The organism is Azospirillum sp. SYSU D00513, from assembly GCF_017356015.1.
In the GTDB taxonomy this organism is placed as follows: Bacteria; Pseudomonadota; Alphaproteobacteria; order Azospirillales; family Azospirillaceae; genus Azospirillum.
In genome coordinates, this window is the sequence record NZ_JAFIQV010000039.1 from 39,710 (window position 1) to 59,924 (window position 20,215).

A 20,215-nucleotide genomic window follows, 5' to 3' on the forward strand; every position below is an offset into this window, starting at 1 on the left:
GCAGCGAGGCACCGGACCAGCCCCATTCTCCGCCCTCCTGAAAGGCGCGCCCGAAGGCGCGCCTTTCCATTGCGGACACGCAATCGCCGCCGGTCAAGCGCGGCGCATGGAAGGCGCGCGAAAATCCTGCGGCATCATCGCGACAAAGTGGCGGGCGCGAATTGCACGGCCCGGCTGCGGCATGCTATTCCGTATGTGTGGCGGCGCTCTTCCGGCGGAACGGTCCGGAACGCCACCAGAACTGCCGGAACAGCCGCCCGAAACGCCGAGAATGGGGGTCTTGCCGCATGCGATTTCCCCGGATCGGCGTCGCGTTCCGCATCTTCGCCGGCCTGGTCGCGATCTGCGGCCTCACCGTGGTGACGAGCGTCGTCGCCGTGTCGCTGTTCTCCCGTTTCGACGAGGCCTTCGACCAGATCGCCACCTCCAAGCTGCCGGGTCTGATCAGCGCCTCGCAGCTCGCCCAGCAGAGCGGGACCATCGCTGCCAACGCTCCCGCCCTGGTCGCGGTGCAGAGCCAGGCGGTGCGCGAGGCCGTCATGGCCCGGATCAGCGACCAGATCATGCTGCTGGAGGACATGCTGGCGCGGCTGCGCGACCGCGGGACCGACATCGCCGACGTCGCCGAGCTGGAGCGCCGGAAGAACGAGCTGGTCGAAAATCTCGAACGGCTCAACAGCCTCGTGGAACGGCAGCTGAACGTCAGCGCGGACACCAGCGCGCTGGTGGCGCGGCTGGTGGACCTCTCCAGGCGCATCCACGGCGCCGAAGCCGGGCTCCTCGGCACCGGGACGCCCGAAGCCCAAGGCCTCAAGGCCCAGGACGAGGTGTGGGGCTGGCACAGCGCCGCCACCCGCGCCATCGTCATCATGCTGGCTGCCACCCGCGCCGACCACGAGGCCAGGGTGGAGGCCATGCGCCGCCAATTCCGGGAGGCGCTGGACACGGCCGCCGCCCACCTGACCCGCCTGGATCCCGCCCTGCATCCGTCCCTGGGTCCGGCGGCCGCGGAACGGCTGGAGCCCCTGCACCGGGAGCTGTCCGCGCTGGGGCTGGGCGAGCGCAACATCTTCGCCGGCCGCATGAGCGAGATGGCGCTGCAGCGCGCGATCAAGGGCGCCGTCACCAGGAACCAGACCGTGTCCGACCGGCTGGTCGCCGCGGTGTCGGACTATTTCTTCGCGATCGAGCAGGATGTCGGCCGCCGGTCCACGGAGTTCGAGCGGGTGATCCGGGGCGGCGAGCGCTGGATCGTCACCATGGCGCTGCTGTCGGTGCTGGGGGCGCTCGCCATCTTCGTCTACATCCACCGCAACGTGGTGCGCCGGCTGCGGACCCTGCAGGCGGCGATGGTCGCGCACGAGGCCGGCAAGTCGGTCGCCATCCCGACGCATGGGCGCGACGAAATCGGCGACATGGCGCGCGCGCTGCAGTTCTTCGTGTCCACCATCCAGGCGCGCGAGCACGAGCTGTCGCAGAGCGAGGGGCGCCTGCGCGCCATCCTGGAGCAGAGCCCGGTCGGCGTGCTCATCGCCCGCGCCGACGGGACGGTCGCCTTCGCCAACGGCCGCGCGGCCGAGCTGGCCGGCGTCCCGCTCGACGCCTTCGTCGGAAACCGGCACGCGCTGGCCTCCGGCGGCGCCGGGGGCGCTGCCGGCGATGAGGGGGCCGGCGATGAGGGGGCCGGCGAGGCGGCCGGCGGAGGGACCGAGCGCGGAGCGGTCGGCGCGATCATGGCCGGCGTGATGGCGCGCAACGTGGAGGTGGCCGTGGACCGCCCCGACGGAAGCCGGGTCTGGGCGCTCCAGACCCTCCAGCGCACGGAGTTCGAGGGGGAGCCCGCCATCCTCGCCTGGAGCTACGACATCACCGAGCGCAAGCGCGTCGAGGAGCAGCTCCGCGAGGCCAAGGAGCAGGCGGAGGTGGCCGCCCGCTCCAAGTCCGAGTTCCTGGCGACCATGAGCCACGAGATCCGCACGCCCATGAACGGGGTGCTGGGCATGCTGGAGCTGATCGCCCTGACGCCCCTGGACGCGGAACAGCAGCGGCTGCTGACCACGGTGGGCGACAGCGCCATCGCGCTCCTGCGCATCATCGACGACATCCTCGACCTGTCCAAGATCGAGGCGGGCAAGCTCGACCTGGAAGAGCTGGAGGTCGAGCCCGGCGAACTGCTGGAGGGGGTCGCCGACCTGCTCGCCCCGCAGGCCAACCAGAAACGGCTGATGCTGGTCTGCGACGTGGAGCCGACCGTTCCGCCGGTGCTGCGCGGCGACCCGGGACGGCTGCGCCAGATCCTGTTCAACCTCGCCGGCAACGCCATCAAGTTCACCGAGGCCGGGCGCGTGGTGCTGCGCGCACGGCTCGACCGGGCCGGTGGAACGGGTGGCCGCGTCCGCCTGCGGCTGGAGGTCGAGGACACCGGCATCGGCATCAGCGAGGCCGGCCAGACCCGCCTGTTCCAGCCCTTCAGCCAGGCCGACAGCTCGACCACCCGCCGCTTCGGCGGCACGGGGCTGGGGCTGGCCATCTGCACCCGGCTGGTGGAGATGATGGGCGGGCGCATCGGCGTCGAATCCGCCCCGGGGCGGGGCTCGAACTTCTGGTTCACGGTGGACCTGCCCGTCAGCGACCCGGTCGGGGGCGACCACTGGGCTTCTTCCACGACGGACCGCTGGACCTCTTCCACGGCCGACCGTTGGTCGGCGGCGCGCGACGACGGCGACCTGTCGGGCCTGTCCATCGTCGTGGCGGAGGGCGACCCGGTGCAGCGCTCCGTCCTCATCCGCTATCTGGAGAGCCGGCAGGCCATCGTGTACGACGCGACCGACGCCGACGAGGCGGTCGAGCTGGCGACGGAGACCGGGGCGGACCTGCTGGTTCTGTCGGGCCGGCTGCCCGGCGGCGGGGCGGAGGAGGTCCTGGACCGCATCACCGATGCCTGGGAGGGGGATTGCGGCGCGGGCCCGCCGCCCTGCCTCCTCCTCGTCGACGAGCGCGAGCAGGGCATCGAGCGCCCCGGCATCAGGATCGGGCAACTGCACCGGCCGATCCACCGCGACCGGCTGTTCCAGGGGGTCGCCGCCCTGACCGGGCGCGGCCAGCCGGCCGCGGAGACGCCCGCGCTGGCCGCGCCCGCGCTCGGCGGCGGCGGCCGGGACGCGCCGATCCTGGTGGCGGAGGATCATCCGACGAACCAGCAGGTCATCCTCCGCCAGTTGCGCCAGCTCGGGCTGGAGGCGGACATCACCGCCGACGGGCTCGAGGCGCTGTCCGCCTGGAGGGCGAAGCCCTACCGCCTGCTGATCACCGACTGCCACATGCCGGGCATGGACGGCTACGAGCTGTCGCGCCGGATCCGCATCGCCGAAGGGGAACGGGCGGACAACTCCATCCCGCGCACCTCCATCGTCGCCATGACCGCCAACGCGCTGGCCGGCGAGATGGAGCGCTGCCGCGACGCGGGCATGGACGATTACATCAGCAAGCCCGTGTCGCTGAAGCAGCTGGCGGCGGTGCTTGACCGCTGGCTCGCCCGTCCGGGCGAGACGCCCCCCACTGATTCCGCCACCGATACGGCCCGCCAGGACCGGGAGCCCGATCCCCTGGCGTCCGATCTCCCGGTATTGGACATGCACCATCTGCGCGAGACCTTCGGGACCCTGGACGCCGACGCGCTCGACATGCTGGACTTCTTCCTGGAGACCTTCGTGCCGAACCTCGACCGCGCCGAGGCCGCCTGGGCCGACGGCGACCGCGAGGGGGTACGCGCCGCCGCCCACGCCGCCGCGGGTGCCGCCCGCACCGCCGGTGCCAAGCGGCTGGCCGAGGCCTGCACCGCCCTGGAGCGGGCGGCCCCGGACGCCGGGGATGCCGAGGTCCGGCGGCGGCTCGACGCCGCGCGGGCAGCACTGCCCCCGGTGGCCTCGGCCATCGGCGCCCTGCGGCTGGAGGCGGTCGAGTGACACACCCCCCTTTGCCCGCCCCGCCCGGCTTGCCGTTGCCCCTCCCGTGATTTAGTCTCCGCCGCCGTGAAGCTGACGTCCCTGCCATACATCTCCGCCGCCGCCGGTGCCGCCCTTCTGGCCGGCGCCGGCCTCGCCAACGGGCCGGCTCCGCTCGTCGTCGGGCTCGGCGCGGTCCTGAGCGCCGCCGGCCTCGCCGGACTCCACCGCGCGGACCGTGCCCGGCGCCGCGATGGCGACCGGCTGTGCGGCGACGCCGCGCGGCTGGAGGCTAGGCTGGCGGCGGCCCCCCTGCCCTGGTGCGCCTGGGACGCGGCGGGCGTTTCCGCCCTTTCGCCGGACTTCGCGGCAGGGCTGGGCATCCCCCCGGCCGGTAGGGAGGGCGCGGACCCCCTCTCCCCCGGCGACCTCGCCGCCGCCTTCGCCGAGCCCGAGCCGGTGGCCCGCGCGCTGGAACGGCTGCGGCAGGCGGGCGAGGGGTTCCGGATGGAGGCGCGGGCCCGCGACGGCCGCCTCCTGCGGCTCACCGGCCGGCGCGGCGCCGCGCTGAATGGTGACCGGGGCGACGGCGTCCGGCAGGATGCGGTCTGGCTGGAGGACATCGGCGCCGAGGCCGACGCGGCCGCCGCCGCGGTCACGGCCCGGGACACCGCCGCCTCCGCGCTCGCGGACCTGCGCTCGGCCGCCGACGCGCTGCCGGTGCCGCTCTGGCTGCGCTCGGCCGACCTGACGATCCTCTGGTGCAACCGCGCCTATGCCCGCGCGGTGGACGGCGATCCGGCCTTGGCGGTCGCCAAGCAGTCGGAGCTGACCGCCGACGGCGCCGGCCGCCCGCTCGCCCAGCGGGCGCGGGACGGCGGCTTCGCGCAGTCCGAGCGCGTCCCCGTGGTGGTCGGCAACGAGCGGCGCCTGCTGGAGGTGACCGAGGCGCCCCTGCATGGTGCCGCCCAGGCCACGGGCGGGAGCGGGGCGCTGGTCGGCTACGCGCTGGACCTGACGGCGCTGGAGGATCTCCGCGCCGCGCTGAAGCGCCACAACGACGCCCAGGCGGCCGTGCTGGAACGGCTCAACACCGCCATCGCCATCTTCGGCCCCGACACGCGCCTGACCTTCTTCAACCAGGCCTACGCCCAGCTCTGGGAGCTGGACGAGGCGTGGCTGCGCACCGAGCCCCTGCACGCGGAGATCCTGGAGGACCTGCGGGCGAACCGCCGGCTGCCGGAATACGCCGACTACAAGAGCTTCAAGCAGGAGCGGCTGTCCCGCTACACCCGCCTGATCGAGCCGATGGAGGAGCTTCTGCACCTCCCCGACGGCACGACGCTGCGCGCGCTGGCCGCCCCCCACCCGCTCGGCGGGCTGATGATGATCATGGAGGACGTCACCAACACGCTGGCGCTGGAATCCTCCTACAACACGCTGATCGCGGTGCAGCAGGAGACGCTCGACAACCTGGCGGAGGGCATCGCCGTGTTCGGCGGCGACGGCCGGCTGAAGCTGTTCAACCCGGCCTTCGCCCGCGTCTGGAACCTGCGCGACGCCGACCTCCAGGGCGAGCCGCACATCGCCGAGATGGTGGAGCGCATGCGCCCGCTGCTCGACGGCGGCTCCGACTGGGAGGAGCTGAAGGACGAGATGATCGGCACCACGCTGGAGCGCGCCGTGCGCTCCGGCCGGCTGGAGCGCGCCGACGGCTCGGTCGTGGAGTTCGCCACCCTGCCTCTTCCCGACGGGGCGGTGCTGAACAGCTACCTCGACGTCACCGACAGCGCCCGGCTGGAGCAGGCGCTACGCGCCTCCAACGCCGCGCTGGAGGCCGCCGACCAGCTCAAGAGCGAGTTCATCGCCAACGTCTCCCACCATCTGCGCACACCGCTGAACGGCATCATCGGCTTCGCCGAGGTGCTGGCGAACCAGTATTTCGGGGAGCTGAACCCGCGCCAGATGGAATATGTGAAGGGCGTGCTGACGGCGGGCGAACGGCTGCTGGAGCTGATCGACGACGTGGTGGACCTGACCAGCATCGGCGCCGGGGTCGATGGGCTCGACCGCTCCACCGTGGACGTGCCCGACCTGCTGGACAGCGTGGCCGGCCTGACGCGCGAATGGGCGCGGCGCGAGGGGCTGAAGCTGGAGGTCGCAGCTCCCGGCACGCTGGGCGTGATCGACGGCGACCCGAAGCGGCTGAAGCAGGCGCTCTTCACCCTGGTCGTCGTCGCCATCCGCCAGCACCCGCCCGACGGGCGCATCCTGCTGACCGGCGAGCGGGAGGGCGAGTTCATCACCCTGAGCGTCGGCGGCTGCCCGAGCCTGGAGGAGGCGCACGCCACCGCCCGCTTCGACCCGACCGACCAGCGCGCCAGCGCGGCACTCGGCCTGTCCGTGGTCCGCAACGTGATCGAGCTGCACGGCGGCCGGATGGAGGCCGAGGCCTCCGTCGGCGGCGGCAACCGCATCCGCTGCATCCTCCCCGTCACGGCGCCGGTGCTGTGAGGCCCGCCCCTCTCACGCCCGCCCGTACACCGCGTTCCTGAGCGCGTCCGGGAAGGCGCCGGTCATGCCGGCCACGGCGGTGTTGGTGAGGGAGACGACGGTCAGGCGCTCGGCCGGATCGACGAACCAGCTATGCCCGTAGACCCCGCCCCAGCGCCATGTGCCGGCGGCCTGCGGCGTGCCGCTCGGGCGCGGATCCTTCAGCACCGCCACGCCGAGCCCGAAGCCCCAGCCCGGTGCCGCCGTGGTGACGGTGAGATCACCGATGGCGTTCGTGGTCAGGGCCCGGACGCTCTCCGGCGCCAGCACCGGCGCGCCGCCCCGTCGCAGGGCCTCCAGCAGGCGCAGCACGTCCCCGGCGCCGCCGGTCATGCCCGCCCCGCCCGACGGGAAGGAAGCCGGGTCAAAGGCGCGGGCCGGCGAGCAGCGGACATGCCCCTGGCCGTGGCGGACCCGGTGCGGCTCCCCCATGCGGACCGGCGCCCCCACCTTGTCCGGGGCGTCGCCGTAGGGCACGGCGAGGCGCGCGGGGTCGCGCACTGAAAAGGCCGTGTCCACCATGCCGAGCGGCCCGGTCACCAGCTCCTCCACGAGGTCCGGCAGCGGCATGCCGGCGGCCTCCGCGAGCACGGCGCCCAGCAGGTCCGTCGCGACCGAATAGCTCCAGGCTGTTCCGGGTTCGTAGGCGAGCGGGACGGAGGCGATGCGGCGGAGGTTCTCGGCGAAGGACAGCCCCGGCTGGTCCATCCCGTCCGACACGCCGGCCCGCTGGTAGGGGCCGCCGTCCGGCTCTAGGAAGCCGTAGGCGAGCCCGGCCGTGTGGGTCATCAGGTGCCGCACCGTCAGCACCGGCTCCCGCCCGTCGGCGAGCCTCGGCCGGAAGTCCGGCAGCCAGCGCCGCACCGGGTCGTCGAGCCCCAGCCGCCCCCGCTCCATCAGCGCCAGCGCCGCGGCCGACGTGATGGGCTTCGTCACCGAGGCCAGCCGGAACAGCGCGTCCTCGCGCATCGGCCGGCCCGCCTCCCGGTCGGCGAGGCCGGCGGCGCGGCGGTGCAGGACCTCCCCGTCGCGCGCGACCAGCACCACCGCCCCGACGATGCGCCCAGCGTCGATGGCCCGGTCGATGACCGCGTCGATGAGGAATGAGGGAAAGGACATGAGAGCACTCCTCCAGGCGTTGCCGCCCGGAGGGAAGCGCCCCTTGGGGAGGATGTCCAGCGGCTTTCCGTTGCGCCCCTACCCCACCGACCGCCGCCGCTCGAAGGGCTGGCTGTCCTCGGCCACGGGCGAGGCGGTGGTTTTCGCGAAGGGGGCCGGGGTTTCCTGGGTGATCAGCCGGGCGCCGCGCTGGTAGGTGGCGTAGCGCCACAGCCATTGCATCGTCACCAGGATGCGCTTCTGGAAGCCGACCAGCAGATAGACGTGAATGAAGGCCCACAGCACCCAAGCCAGCCAGCCCTTCAGCCGGCGCTTGCCGAAATCGAAGACGGCGGCGTTGCGGCCGATGATGGCGGTGTTGCCGCGGCTGCGGTAGCGGAAGGGCCGCATCGCCTCCCCGCGCAGGAGGTTCGCTTCCAGTGCTGCACCCAGATGCTCGCCCTGCTGCTTGGCGACCTGGGCCAGGCCGGGTAGCGGCGCGCCATCGTCGCCGGGAAGGGCGACCGTGTCGCCGAGGGCATGGACGCCCTCGAAGCCGGGCACCGACAGGTCGGGCGCCACCGGGATGCGGCCTGCCCGGTCAGTCTCGACCCCGAGCCAGCCACCGGCGGGCGAGGCCTTCACCCCGGCGCCCCAGACGATGGTGCCGGCCGGGATGAACTCCCCGGCGATGGTGACGCCGTCGGGGCGGATCTCCTCCACCGGTTTGCCGGTCATCACGGTGACGCCCAGCCGCGCCAGCTTGCGCTCCGCGTAGCCGGACAGCTCCTCGGGGAAGCTGGCGAGGATGCGCGGGCCGGCCTCCACCAGCAGGACGCGGGACAGGCGCGGGTCGATCCGGCGGAAATCTCGGGCCAGCGTGTGGCGGGTCAGCTCGGCGATGGAGCCGGCCGTCTCCACCCCGGTCGGCCCGCCGCCGACCACGATGGCCGTCATCAGGGCGCGCTGCTGGGCGGGGTCGCGGGACATTTCCGCCTGCTCGAAGCACATCAGCAGCCGGCCGCGGATCTGGCGGGCGTTCTCGATGGTCTTCATGCCCGGCGCGATCTTCGCCCAGTCGTCATGGCCGAAGTAGCTGTAGACGGAGCCGGTCGCCAGCACCAGCCGGTCGTAGGGCACGAAGCTGCCGTCGGCGAGCACCACCTTGCGGGCGCCGTGGTCCACGCCCCGCACCTCGCCCAGCACGACGTCGACGTTGGGGTAGCGGCTGAGGATGCGGCGGATCGGCTCGGCGATGTCGGCGGGCGACAGGGTGGCGGTCGCGACCTCGTAGAGCAGCGGGGTGAACAGGTGGTAGTTGTTCCGGTCGATGACGGTGACCCGGATGTTCGTGCCGCCCAGCGCGGAGGCGCAGGCGAGGCCGCCGAACCCCGCCCCGACGATCACGACATGGGGGCGGGAATCCACCGGGGCTGGCGTGCGGTCGATATCGGGCATGGACGGTCTCCCTGGATGGCGCCGGACAGGCGGCGATTCCTTAACGCGCGCAAGGTCCCGGCGTGCCGCGCCGGCAGCCACTTTGTTCCGCCCGGCGCCGCGCCGGAGCGATCCGGAGAGGCAGGCCGAAGGGACGCCTCCGGACGGAGCACCGCGCCGGGCGCATGCAACCCGATCCCGCCGGCTCCTGTTTGCAGGGCACGCGGGCCGTCCGGGCGCCGGCGCAGCAAAGGGGTATTTCGTGGTTTTCAGACGCTTTCCGTTCCTCGCACTCCTGCTGTCGCTCGCCCTCTCGTTCCTCGCGCTCCCGAATGGCGCCGGAGCCCAGGCGCCGGCCACCACGCCGCAAGCTGCCGCGGCACCGGCTTCCGCGCCCGGAACACCGGCCGCCGACCCCCGGGCCAGCCTGGAGGCGGTGGACCGCGTCCTGTCCCTCCTGAAGGACGCGCAGAGCCGGGACGGCTTCGTCGCCGGGCTGGAACAGCTCCGCGCGAGCCTCGCCGCTCAAGCTGGCTCCGGACAGGCCGGCACCCAGGGCACCGGCGCGTCGGGGACGGCGCCGGCCGGCGAGGCGGCGGAGGACGCGGAGAACAGCGGCCTGCTGGGCGCCATCAGCACCGGCCTTGCCACCGCCGGCCAGGACCTGCCCGGCGTGGCGCTGGGCGACACGCTGGACGGCGCCTCAGTACAGCTCCGGACGCGGCTGGAGCGCGGGGTGGAGAGCGGCGCGCTGGAGCGTTTCGCCGTCTGGGCCGGGTCGGCCTGGGCGCTGGCTCTGGCCGCCTGGGGGCTGTCGCGCGCGCTGATCCGCCGACGGCGCGGCCGCTGGCTGCCGCCGCCCAAGAACCACCAGCTCCTGCGCAGCGTGCTGGTGAACTTCGCCTGGTCGGTCCTGCCGGTCGCGGCAGCCGTGGCGGTGCTCGCCGTCTGGCCGGTGCTGTCCGTCCAAAGCCCGGCGCAGACCCGCATCATGTTCATGGTGGCGGCCCCGGTGGTCTGGGCGGCGCTGGTCCGGGAGATCGTGAACCACGGTCTGATGCTGACCGGCCCCACGCGCGGCTGGCGGCTCGTCGCCTACAGCCAGCGCCGGGTCGTGCCGCTGATCGCCACCATCGCCGGCGCGGCCATCATCAGCGGCGTCCTCAAGGACCCGGTGACGCGCATCACCATCGGCTACGCCACGGCGGACGTGCTGTCCCTGCTGCTCGACCTGACCATCGGCGGGCTGGCGATCTGGTTCATCGTCCGGCACCGCCGCGCCGTCCGCCACCTGATGGTCCGGCGGCACGGCAGCACCCCGGCGGCGAACGAGCCCCTGCACCGGCGCGTCCTGGCCCGGCTCGCCGCGCGCTGGCACGTGCTTGGCTTCCTGTTCGTCGGCGGCAACCTGCTGGCGCGGATGCTCCGGCTCGGCGGCGGCTGGTCGATCCTGTCGGCGATGGCCGCCATCTTCGTCGTCATCCTCGGGCTGGCCGTCGCGCTGACGCTCGACCGCTACCTGCTGAACGTCCAGACGCGGCTCGACGCCCGGCGCCATGGCAGCCGGCACCGGTTCGGCGCGCGGATGGTCCACACCTTGCGCGTCTACGCCCAGGCCTTCTTCACCCTGGCGATCGTCTTCGGTTGCCTGCGGATCTGGGGCATCGACCTGATCGGCTGGTTCTCCACGGACCTGGGCTGGCGCATCGCCACGCCGATCCTGTCGATGGCCGCCGTGCTTACCGCCGGCTGGCTGCTCTGGATCACGGTGGACAGCGTCATCGAGCACGCGCTGACCCCCGTGGACAGCCGTGGCCGGCCCCGGCCGCTCAGCAACCGGGTGCGCACGCTGCTGCCGCTGCTGCGCAACGTCGCCTTCGTGGTGCTGTGCGTGCTGACGGTGATCGCCGTGCTCGCCAACCTCGGCCTCAACGTGGCGCCGCTGCTGGCCGGCGCCGGCGTGGTCGGGCTCGCGGTCGGCTTCGGGTCCCAGCAGCTCGTCCAGGACCTGATCACCGGGCTGTTCATCCTGTTCGAGGACACCATCTCCGTCGGCGACGTGATCGACACCGGCGACCGCGCCGGCACGGTGGAGAGCATCACCATCCGCACCGTCCGCGTGCGCGACGGCGAGGGCGCCTTGCACACCATCCCCTTCAGCCAGATCAAGGCGCTGAAGAACCGCTCGCGTGACTACGGCGTCTTCATGGTGAAGGTGCCGGTCGATTACGGGGCCGACCCCGACCAAGTCATGGCGACGATGAGGGAGGTGGGCGCGGAGCTTCAGGCCGACCCGGCCTTCGCCATCAACATGCTGGCGCCGCTGGACATCTGGGGCGTGGACCAGTTCGCCCCGGAGGGCGTCGTCATCATGGGCGCCTTGCGCACCCGCCCGCTCCAGCAATGGGGCGTCGGGCGCGAGTACAACCGCCGTCTCAAGCGCCGCTTCGACGAGCTGGGCATCTCCCTCCAGATCCCGCGCATGGCCCTGGTCAATGAGGCCGTCCAGGACAACAGCCTCCCGCCCCGCCCGCAGGGCAGCCCGGCCGCCGCCGAATAGGGGCGCCCGCTCAGAACGGTTTGACGACGACGAGAATGGCGATCACCAGAAGCGATGCGACGATCCCGGCGGGTGCCAAGCGCAGGATCGCGGGCGGGGACGTTCCGTCGGCGCGCGCCAGCCGACGCAGCGTGCCGGAAAGCATGCCGTGCAGGGCCGACAGCAGGACGACCAGGGCCAGCTTCGCCATCAGCCAGGTCGCGGTGAACCAGCCGCCCTGGAGCGCCAGCGTCAGCCCGAGCGCCCAGGCGAGCAGCATCGCCGGGGAGGTCACCCGGCGGTCCCAGCGCCGCACGGCGTTCAGGGTCGCGGACGGGACAGCCGTTTCGCCCCCGGCTTTCGATCCGGCCGCCGCGAACGTCACGGCGGTGATCGTCACGGCGGTGATCGTCAGCGCGGCGGCCAGCATTCCGCCGGCCCAGGTGGCGACGGCGGCGATGTGGAGCGCCTTCAGCCAGAGATAGTCCATTCTTCGCCTCTCACGCGACTTTCATGAAGTCCTGACCTGTGGTCGGGACTTCCGCGCCATGGGGCGCGGGGCCGCAGTCGCGGCCCTGTACCGGGTTCGGAGGTCGGAATTTTCCGAACCCGGTATCACACGGCCGGGGCCAGCGCCGCCTGCCGCCGCGCCAGGGCGCGCTCGTTCAGGAAGGCGCCGAACGGAATGAAGGCCGCCATGACCATGCGGACCGTCTCGCCGCGCGACCAGCCGCCGCCGGAAACGGTCTGGATCAGCATCCAGACGTAAAGGACGAAGGCCAGCCCATGGACCGGCCCCATGATCCTCGTGGCGATGGGCCAACCCGCCAGATGCTTCAGCGGCACGGCGACGAAGACGAGAAGCAGAAGGGTGCAGCCCTCCAGCAGGGAGACCATCCGCATCCGGCGCAGCTGGCGCCGCTCCTCGGCGATGTCCTGCGGCGTCATCATCCGACGTCCTTCAGGACCTTCTCGACGGTCGTCAGACGAGCGTTGATGGTGGCGACATTGCCCTGCAGCGAGGACAGGGCCGCCGCACTCTCGGCCTGCGCCGTGACCGCCTTCTCCGCGAGATCCCGGTAGGCAGTCTCGCTCGTGATCCGAAGCCGCGCCTGATGGGCGGCGGAGAAATATTTCATGGCGAAGACCAAGAGAACGGTCACGAGCACGAGGATCGTGATGAGCAGGAAGATGGTGGCCCTGTCGGCCATGGCGGTCCCCTTTCACTCTTCGGATTTTGCGGGCGGGTCGCTCAGCGATTGAGCCGCCTCGGCGATCGCCTGCGGCGTCAGGGCGATGTCGAAGGATGCGACCTCGAAATAGTTGAGCGCCTTGCCGTCGCTCGACAGCTCGAGGCGGCTGGTCACGAGCCCGGCCTCCTCCAGCTTGCGCAGGTGAAGGTGGAGAAGCGGGCGGCTGATGCCGATCTCGCGCGCGAGCTGGCTGACATATGTCCGCCCCTTGAAGGTCAGCGCGGCGACGATCCGCAACCGTTGCGGATTGGCGAGCGCCGACATCATCGCCAGCAAACGGTCGCCCTCGCTCTGCACTCCCACTCTCCTTTTACGTGTCAGAATTTTCTTACATGTGAAAGGAGGGCTTTGTCAACCGGACCAGAATCCGGTCGCGGGCCGTTCGTGGCGCGTGGTGTTGGAACGGCAGCCTTTCGGAACTCGGCCGATGATGGCCCGGCCGCCGGATGGGGCCTCAGCGGGGAAGCGTGACCGTGACCCGCAAACCGCCCTCCGCCCTGTTCTCCAGCGCGACGTCGCCGCCATGGCCGCGCAGGACGGTGCGGGCGGTGGAAAGGCCGAGCCCCACCCCGCCGGTGTCGCGGGAGCGGGAGCGCTCCAGACGGTAGAAGGGGGCGAAGACCTTCTCGAACTCCTCCTCCGGGATGCCCGGCCCCTCGTCCTCGATCACCACGCGGATCTGGCCCTCCTCCGGCAGGAGGCGCACGGCGCATCCGCCGCCATAGGCGATGGCATTGTCCATCAGGTTGGCGAAGGCGCGGCGCAGGGCGACCGGACGGCCGTCGATGGTGGCATGCGCCGGCCCCTCGTAGGCGGCCTCGTGCCCGGCGTCCACCCGGTCCTCGCAGAGGCTCTGGAGCAGGTCGGCGAGGTCGAGCGGCCCGCGCGGCTCGCGCTTGGCGTCGTCGCGGGCGAAGGCCAGCGTCGCGGTGACCATCGCCTCCATCTCGTCGAGGTCGGAGAGCATCTTGCGCTGCATCTCCGGATCCTCGACCAGCTCGGCGCGCAGCCGCAGCCGGGTCAGCGGCGTGCGCAGGTCGTGGCTGATGGCGGCCATCATCTGGGTGCGGTCGGCGACGAAGCGCGCCAGCCGCCCCTGCATGCGGTTGAAGGCGCGGATCGCCACGCGCAGCTCGCGCGGGCCGGATTCCGGCAGGGGCGGCGCCTCCGGGTCAACGCCCAGCCGCTCCGCCGCCGTGGCGAAACCCGCCAGCGGGGCCGTCAGGCGGCGCGCCGCCCAGACCGACAGCAGCAGGATCACCAGCAGGACCGCACCCATCCACAGCGCGAAGCGCATCAGCCGGAACGGCCCCTCCAGCGGGTCCCCGCCGGTGAAGCTCAGCCAGCTTCCGTCGGCGAGGCGGACCGAGAGGCGGACATTCTCGTTCCAGCGCGGGCGCTCGGGCTCCACCGCGATCGGCGGCGGCACGGGATCGCGCCGCACCTCCACCACCACAGGGCGGGCCGGGTCGTTGAGGGCGTCGCGCAGGCGCCGGGCCATCATGTCGAAGGGGAAGCCCTCCTTCACGGCGCCGAAGCGGGACCGCTTCTCCGACCATTCCACGCGCAGGAAGGGGTCGTCGATGGCGCCGACCAGCCGCTGCCGGCCGGGGGCGGGCGTGCTCTCCACGAGCTGGACGATGGCGGTGATGCGCTGGAGCAGCACGCGCGGACCGTGCGGCGACGGCCCGTCGTTGCGGTCGGTGATGTAGACGGCCGCGCTGATCGCCTGCGTCAGCAGCAGGGCCAGCACCACCGTGAGCGCCATCCGCGCCGCGATGCTGTCGGGGATCCAGCGGCGCATCATGACCAGGGCTTTCATCGGATGGCTTTCAGGGGGGCGCTTTCAGGGGAGACCGCTTTCAGGAGCCGGCCGTGACCGCCGGCGTGAAGAGATAGCCCCCGCCGCGCACGGTCTTGATCAGCGCCGGGTCGGCGGGGTCGGGCTCGATCTTGCGGCGCAGGCGGCTGACCTGGACGTCCACCGAGCGGTCGAAGGGCACCGCCGAGCGCCCACGCGCGAGGTCGAGCAGCTGGTCGCGGTTCAGCACCCGCTGCGGATGCTCGGCGAAGGCGACCAGCAGGTCGTATTCGCCGGCCGAGAGCTGCACCAGCGCCCCGTCGGGGGAGCGCAGCTCCCGCTTGGCGAGGTCGAGGCTCCAGCCCTCGAAGCGCAGCACCTTGCCGGGGGCGGCACCCACGGCCGGCGCCGGCCCCGACGCCCGGCGCAGCACCGCCTTGATGCGGGCCAGCAGCTCGCGCGGGCTGAAGGGTTTGGCGAGGTAGTCGTCGGCGCCCATCTCCAGCCCGACGATGCGGTCGGTCTCCTCCCCCATCGCGGTCAGCATGATGACGGGGGTCTGCGCCGTGTCGGGTGCGGCCCGCAGCCGCCGGCAGAGCGACAGCCCGTCCTCCCCCGGCAGCATGAGGTCCAGCACGATCAGGTCCATGCGCGCCGTCTCCAGCGCGCGCATCATCTCCGCCCCGTCCTTCACGCCGGTCACGCGGAAGCCGTGGCGCGTCAGGAACTGCGCGACGAGGGTGCGGATTTCACGGTCGTCGTCCACGACCAGCAGATGCGGTGTCCGTTCCATGGGTCCCAGTTTCGAACGCGCGCGCGCGAGGGGGAAGGGGAAACGTGTAACGCAGGGTAACGGAAACCGGCCCGTTCCGGCCCCCGGCACCCGCCCGCCGCGCCGAACCCGTTGCTCCGCCTTCCGTTCCGGCGGGGGGCGGGTGACAGGCCGTTACACACTGTTACCAAGGGACGGGTTCGCGGACATCAACCCGCAAAGTCGGCGGCCCATTGTCTGGTCATCGGGAACGGAGCGACGGTCTCCGGCATCCCGGCCCGAACACCAAGCTTCATGCTTCAAGGAGAGTTCTCATGAAACGCACCCTGCTGACCACCGCCGCGCTCGCCCTCGGCCTCGGCCTCGCCGTGCCGGTGTTCGCCCAGCCGGGTCCGGGCAACGAGGGCGGCCCCGGCCGCCATCACGCCGCCCGCATGTGCGAGGACCAGGACGCCCGCCTTGCCGGCATGCTGGCCTTCGCCGAGACGAAGCTGAAGATCACCGAGCAGCAGCGCGCCGCCTGGACCGGCTTCGCCGACGCCGTCAAGAGCAGCCAGCAGCCGATGAAGGACCTCTGCGCCGCCCGCAAGGACCAGCCGCGCGACGCGGCCCTGCCCCAGCGGCTGGAGCGGATGGAAGCGATGATGTCGGCCCGCCTCCAGCAGCTCCAGAAGGTGCGTCCGGCGCTCGACACGCTCTACGCCCAGCTCACCCCGGACCAGCAGAAGACGGCCGACGGGCTGATGCGCCAGGCGATGCGCCACGGCGGCGGCTTCGGCGGGCATGGCGGCCATCATGGGATGCGCCACGGCGGCCGCGACGGCGACCACCACGGCGGCGGCATGCGCCACGAGCGTGGCGGCGAGAAGCCGGCGGGTGAAAAGCCGGCTGGCCAGCAGCCGGGCTGACGCCCTTCGCGGCGGCCCGCTCCCCCGCACATCCCCTGGGCCGCCGTGAAAGCGGGCCGCCGGTTTCCCCACCGGCGGCCCTTTTTCCGTCCAGATGCGCCCTTTACGCGCCCGGAACGCCCTTCGAGGTCGAATACTCGAAGTGCAGCGCCTCGCCCGGATAGACCAGCGGGTGGATGGCGTGGGCCGCCTGCGCCGCCTCGGCGAAGCCGCAGAGGATCAGCTTCAGCTTGCCGGGATACGTCGCGATGTCGCCGATGGCGTAAACGCCCGGCGCGCTGGTGGCGCAGCCGGGGAGCGACACGCCGATGTGGCTGCGCTCCAGGTTCAGCCCCCAGGACGCGATGGGGCCGAGGTCCATCGACAGGCCGAAGAAGGCCAGCAGCGCGTCGGCCGGCAGGGCCTTCTCCTCCCCGTCCAGCGTCGCCACGCGCACGGCGGTGAGCTGCCCGTCAGCGCCGTCCAGCCCGGAGAGCTGGTAGGGAACCACCATCTCCACCCGCCCGTCGCGCACCAGCGCCTCCATCCGGGCGACGCTTTCCGGCGCCGCGCGGAACTTCGGCCGGCGGTGGATGACGTAGACCTTCTCCGCGATGTCGGCCAGCGACAGGGTCCAGTCCACGGCGGAATCGCCGCCGCCCGCGATCACCACCCGCTTGCCCGCGAAGTCCTGGCGGCGGCGGACCATGTAATGGACCGACTTGCCCTCGAACGCCTCCAGCCCTTCCAGCGGCGGGCGGTTCGGGCCGAAGGCGCCGGCACCCGCCGCGATGACAACGGCCTGCGCGTCGATCCGCGTCCCGATGCTGGTCTCGACCAGCCAGCGCCCCTCGTCGGTGCGGGTCAGCTTCTCGACCTGCTGGCCCAGATGGTAGGTCGGCGCGAAGGGGGCCGCCTGCTCGGCCAACTTGTCGATGAGGTCGGCGGCCTCGATGCCGGGATGGGCGGGAATGTCGTAGATCGGCTTTTCCGGGTAGAGCGCCGTGCACTGCCCGCCCACCATGTCCAGCGCGTCCACCACGTGGCAGCGCATCTTCAGCATGCCGCATTCGAACACGGCGAACAGGCCCACGGGGCCGGCGCCGATGATGACGACATCGGTGCGAAGGGGAGCTTGCGACATGGGCGCGATACCTTGTCTGATGGGTGGGGGCTGATGGAATGGGCCGAAAGGACGAAAAACGGCCCTTCCATGTCCGGTTTCACGGCGCGGGTCAACCCTGTTGGGCGTGATGCCGCTCGCCATCTCCTCTCCCCGGCGGGGAGGAGATGCGAACTTCTTGCGATGCAACATCGTCGGGAGAAAACAACCACTTAACCGTCATCCCCGCGAAAGCGGGGATCCAGGGTTCCCCAAAACAGCACGCAGTGGGGACTTCTGGATCCCCGCTTTCGCGGGGATGACGGAAAAATTCATTTCTTTGCAGGCACTTGCTGCCGCGCGATAGGTCCGCACGCCGCAGCCCGGGAAGGCAGAGCTTTCGTGCGCGTCCGATGCTCCGCCGCATCTCCCCGTGACTTGCACGGGATGGTCGCCATTCCGGCTTGCGGGGGCGGGGGCGGGTCGGCCACAATCCCGCGCCATGCCGCACCGCACGACGACACGCACCCTGACCCTTCCCGACGAGGAGGCGACCGCCGCCCTGGCACGCCGTCTGGCCGCCCTGCTGGCGCCCGGCGACATGGTGGCCCTGCGCGGTGATCTCGGCGCCGGAAAGACGGCGCTGGCCCGCGCGCTGATCCGCTCGGTCACCGAGCCCGACGCCGAAGTGCCCTCGCCCACCTTCACGCTGGTCCAGACCTACGACACGGACATCGGCCCGCTCTGGCATTTCGACCTCTACCGCCTGTCCGGTCCGGACGAGGTGGTCGAGCTGGGCTGGGACGAGGCGCGGGCCGAGGCCGTGGCGCTGGTGGAATGGCCGGACCGGCTAGGCCCCATGATGCCGGAGGAGCGGCTGGACCTGACCCTCACCCTTGCCGGCCCCACGGCGCGGCGCGCGGAGCTGACGGGGCACGGGAGCTGGGCCGGACGGCTCGACGCATTGGACGTGACGCCATGAGTTCCGTTGACGCAACTGGTTCGTTTGACGCAAGCAGCCCGGTTGACGCACGCAAGCGTGTTGACGCAATCGCCGCCTTCCTCGCCCGCAACGGGCTGGGCGGCGCCCGGCGCACGCCGCTGGCCGGCGATGCCTCGGCCCGCCGCTACGAGCGGGTGGAGAAGCCCGGCGGCGGCACGGTGATCCTGGTGGACACCCCGGCCCCAGCCGACGACTTGGTCCCCTTCATCGTCATCGGCGAGACCCTGCGCCGGCTCGGTCTGTCGGCGCCGGAGATCCTGGCGGCGGAGGTCGAGGCCGGCCTCGCGATCCAGGAGGATTTCGGCGACGACACGCTGTCGCGCCTGCTGGGCGCCGGTGAGGACCCCCATGCGCTCTACGCGCTGGCGACAGACGCGCTGATCGCGCTGCACCGGGACTTCCCGCCCGCGGAAGCCACGAGGCTCGGCCTGCCCCGCTACGACGCCCCGCTCTTCACCGAACAGGTGGCGCTGCTGGCCGAGGTCTATGTGCCCGCCGCCACCGGCAAGTCCCCTTCCGACGCCGCACTCGCCGATTTCGCGGCGGCCTGGGGCCGGGTCGTGCCGGCGGCCTGCGACGGGCCGCAATCGCTGCTGCTGCGCGACTATCACGTGGACAACGTGATGCGGCTGCCGCGTCCCGGCGTGCGGGCGGCCGGGCTGATCGATTTCCAGAACGCCGGGCTCGGCCCCGTCGCCTACGATCTGGTGTCGCTGCTGGAGGATGCCCGGCGCGACGTGCCGGCCGACCTCGCCGAGGCGATGGTCGCGCGCTACCTCGCGGCCTTTCCCGGGCTGGACGCGGCGGCCTTCCGCCGCTCCTACGCCGTGCTGGGGGCGGTGCGCCACACGCGCATCGTCGCCGTCTTCGTGCGGCTTGCCCTGCAGCAGGGCAAGCGCGCCTATCTCACCCATCTGCCGCGCGTCTGGCGCCTGCTGGAAGCGCAGCTCGCCAAGCCCGAACTGGCCCCCCTGGCCGAGTGGTTCGCGCGCCATCTTCCGCCGGGCACCCGCGCGGACTTCGTCGTTCCGGAGCCGGATTGAACATGTCGTCTTCTGTTTCCATGCCGAAAAGGGCCATGGTCCTGGCGGCGGGCCTCGGCCTGCGCATGCGCCCCCTGACGCTGGAGCGGCCCAAGCCGCTCATTCCCATCCAGGGCAAGGCGATGCTCGATCACGCGCTCGACCGGCTGGCCGAGGCCGGGGTGGAGACCGCCGTGGTCAACAGCCACTACAAGGGCGAGATGATCGCCGAACATCTGAAGGACCGGAAAAAGCCCGCCATCCTGCTCTCGCCGGAGGACACGCTGCTGGAGACGGGCGGCGGGGTGAAGAAGGCCCTGCCGCTGCTCGGCGATGCCCCGGTCTTCGCGGTCAACGCCGACATCCTCTGGCTCGACGGGCCGGTGCCGACGCTGGAGCGGCTGGCCCGCAACTGGAACCCCGACGAGATGGACGCGCTGCTCCTGCTTATGGCGACCACCAAGTCGGTGGGCTATGACGGGCGCGGCGACTATCACATGGACCCGATGGGCCGGCTGTCCCGCCGGGGCGAGCAGGACATCGCCCCCTTCGTCTTCGCCGGCGTCCAGATCGTGAAGCCGGAGCTGTTCCGGGACATGCCGGAGGGGCCCTTCTCCACCAACCGCGTCTGGAACCGCGCGCAGGAGGCCGGGCGCCTCTTCGGGCTGGCGCATGACGGCATGTGGTTCCACGTCGGCACGCCCGACGCCCTGCGCGAGTCGGAGGACATCCTGTCCTTCGGCGGCATGTCGCTGGTCACGACCTGAACGCATTGGGCCCGAACGCAATGGGGCCAGGTGCCGG

The 20,215-nt window shown here is 72.0% G+C and carries 16 protein-coding genes; 7 read left to right on the forward strand and 9 right to left on the reverse strand.

Annotated features, from left to right (window positions below):
- Nucleotides 1-287: 287 nt before the first annotated feature.
- Nucleotides 288-3,965, forward strand: coding sequence for an ATP-binding protein (locus JUB11_RS24515; protein ID WP_207461414.1), 3,678 nt, complete (start codon nucleotides 288-290; stop codon nucleotides 3,963-3,965).
- Nucleotides 3,966-4,031: 66 nt separating this feature from the next.
- Nucleotides 4,032-6,458, forward strand: coding sequence for a PAS-domain containing protein (locus tag JUB11_RS24520; RefSeq protein ID WP_348771498.1), 2,427 nt, complete (start codon nucleotides 4,032-4,034; stop codon nucleotides 6,456-6,458).
- A gap of 12 nt (nucleotides 6,459-6,470) precedes the next feature.
- Here JUB11_RS24520 and JUB11_RS24525 read toward each other — a convergent pair whose 3' ends face one another.
- Together JUB11_RS24525 and JUB11_RS24530 are read right to left on the reverse strand one after the other, a co-directional pair.
- Nucleotides 6,471-7,616 carry a serine hydrolase domain-containing protein gene (locus tag JUB11_RS24525; RefSeq protein WP_207461415.1) on the reverse strand — a complete coding sequence of 382 codons (1,146 nt, stop codon included), beginning with the start codon at nucleotides 7,614-7,616 and terminating at the stop codon, nucleotides 6,471-6,473.
- A gap of 78 nt (nucleotides 7,617-7,694) precedes the next feature.
- Entirely contained in the window at nucleotides 7,695-9,053 is a 1,359-nt protein-coding gene (locus tag JUB11_RS24530; protein ID WP_207461416.1) for an NAD(P)/FAD-dependent oxidoreductase, read from the reverse strand.
- 241 nt (nucleotides 9,054-9,294) lie between these two features.
- On the opposite strand from JUB11_RS24530, the gene JUB11_RS33425 reads away from it, so the two are divergent.
- Nucleotides 9,295-11,592 carry a mechanosensitive ion channel domain-containing protein gene (locus tag JUB11_RS33425; RefSeq protein WP_207461417.1) on the forward strand — a complete coding sequence of 766 codons (2,298 nt, stop codon included), beginning with the start codon at nucleotides 9,295-9,297 and terminating at the stop codon, nucleotides 11,590-11,592.
- A 10-nt stretch (nucleotides 11,593-11,602) separates the two neighbouring features.
- On the opposite strand, the gene JUB11_RS24540 is transcribed toward JUB11_RS33425, so the two are convergent.
- The 6 genes from JUB11_RS24540 to JUB11_RS24565 form a co-directional block, all read right to left on the reverse strand.
- The gene (locus tag JUB11_RS24540; RefSeq protein ID WP_207461418.1) at nucleotides 11,603-12,061 is read right to left on the reverse strand and encodes a CopD family protein; all 459 of its coding nucleotides are present in this window, start codon (nucleotides 12,059-12,061) and stop codon (nucleotides 11,603-11,605) included.
- Nucleotides 12,062-12,186: 125 nt separating this feature from the next.
- Nucleotides 12,187-12,522 (reverse strand): DUF3817 domain-containing protein, encoded by a 336-nt coding sequence (locus tag JUB11_RS24545; protein ID WP_207461419.1) that lies wholly within the window; start codon nucleotides 12,520-12,522, stop codon nucleotides 12,187-12,189.
- Nucleotides 12,519-12,782, reverse strand: a complete 264-nt coding sequence (locus JUB11_RS24550) for a hypothetical protein (protein ID WP_207461420.1) — start codon at nucleotides 12,780-12,782, stop codon at nucleotides 12,519-12,521. The genes JUB11_RS24545 and JUB11_RS24550 overlap by 4 nt, the downstream gene beginning before the upstream one ends.
- Before the next feature lie 12 nt (nucleotides 12,783-12,794).
- Entirely contained in the window at nucleotides 12,795-13,121 is a 327-nt protein-coding gene (locus tag JUB11_RS24555) for a helix-turn-helix domain-containing protein (protein ID WP_207461421.1), read from the reverse strand.
- Between the two features lie 157 nt (nucleotides 13,122-13,278).
- Nucleotides 13,279-14,646, reverse strand: coding sequence for an ATP-binding protein (locus JUB11_RS24560; RefSeq protein ID WP_207461422.1), 1,368 nt, complete (start codon nucleotides 14,644-14,646; stop codon nucleotides 13,279-13,281).
- 40 nt (nucleotides 14,647-14,686) lie between these two features.
- Nucleotides 14,687-15,418 carry a response regulator gene (locus tag JUB11_RS24565; protein ID WP_207461423.1) on the reverse strand — a complete coding sequence of 244 codons (732 nt, stop codon included), beginning with the start codon at nucleotides 15,416-15,418 and terminating at the stop codon, nucleotides 14,687-14,689.
- A gap of 293 nt (nucleotides 15,419-15,711) precedes the next feature.
- Here JUB11_RS24565 and JUB11_RS24570 point away from each other — a divergent pair, with 293 nt between their 5' ends.
- Complete coding sequence (locus JUB11_RS24570) at nucleotides 15,712-16,305, forward strand: Spy/CpxP family protein refolding chaperone (RefSeq protein WP_207461424.1); 594 nt, start codon at nucleotides 15,712-15,714, stop codon at nucleotides 16,303-16,305.
- A 103-nt stretch (nucleotides 16,306-16,408) separates the two neighbouring features.
- Here JUB11_RS24570 and JUB11_RS24575 read toward each other — a convergent pair whose 3' ends face one another.
- Nucleotides 16,409-17,428 (reverse strand): NAD(P)/FAD-dependent oxidoreductase, encoded by a 1,020-nt coding sequence (locus JUB11_RS24575; RefSeq protein ID WP_207461425.1) that lies wholly within the window; start codon nucleotides 17,426-17,428, stop codon nucleotides 16,409-16,411.
- Between the two features lie 460 nt (nucleotides 17,429-17,888).
- Here JUB11_RS24575 and tsaE point away from each other — a divergent pair, with 460 nt between their 5' ends.
- From tsaE to JUB11_RS24590, 3 genes are read left to right on the forward strand one after another with little or no spacing between them, the layout of a single operon-like run.
- Nucleotides 17,889-18,368: a tRNA (adenosine(37)-N6)-threonylcarbamoyltransferase complex ATPase subunit type 1 TsaE gene (gene tsaE, locus JUB11_RS24580; protein ID WP_207461426.1), complete on the forward strand. Its 480-nt coding sequence runs from the start codon at nucleotides 17,889-17,891 to the stop codon at nucleotides 18,366-18,368.
- Nucleotides 18,365-19,432, forward strand: a complete 1,068-nt coding sequence (locus tag JUB11_RS24585) for a phosphotransferase (protein ID WP_207461427.1) — start codon at nucleotides 18,365-18,367, stop codon at nucleotides 19,430-19,432. The genes tsaE and JUB11_RS24585 overlap by 4 nt, the downstream gene beginning before the upstream one ends.
- A 2-nt stretch (nucleotides 19,433-19,434) precedes the next feature.
- Nucleotides 19,435-20,178, forward strand: a complete 744-nt coding sequence (locus JUB11_RS24590) for a nucleotidyltransferase family protein (RefSeq protein ID WP_207461428.1) — start codon at nucleotides 19,435-19,437, stop codon at nucleotides 20,176-20,178.
- Nucleotides 20,179-20,215: the final 37 nt, after the last annotated feature.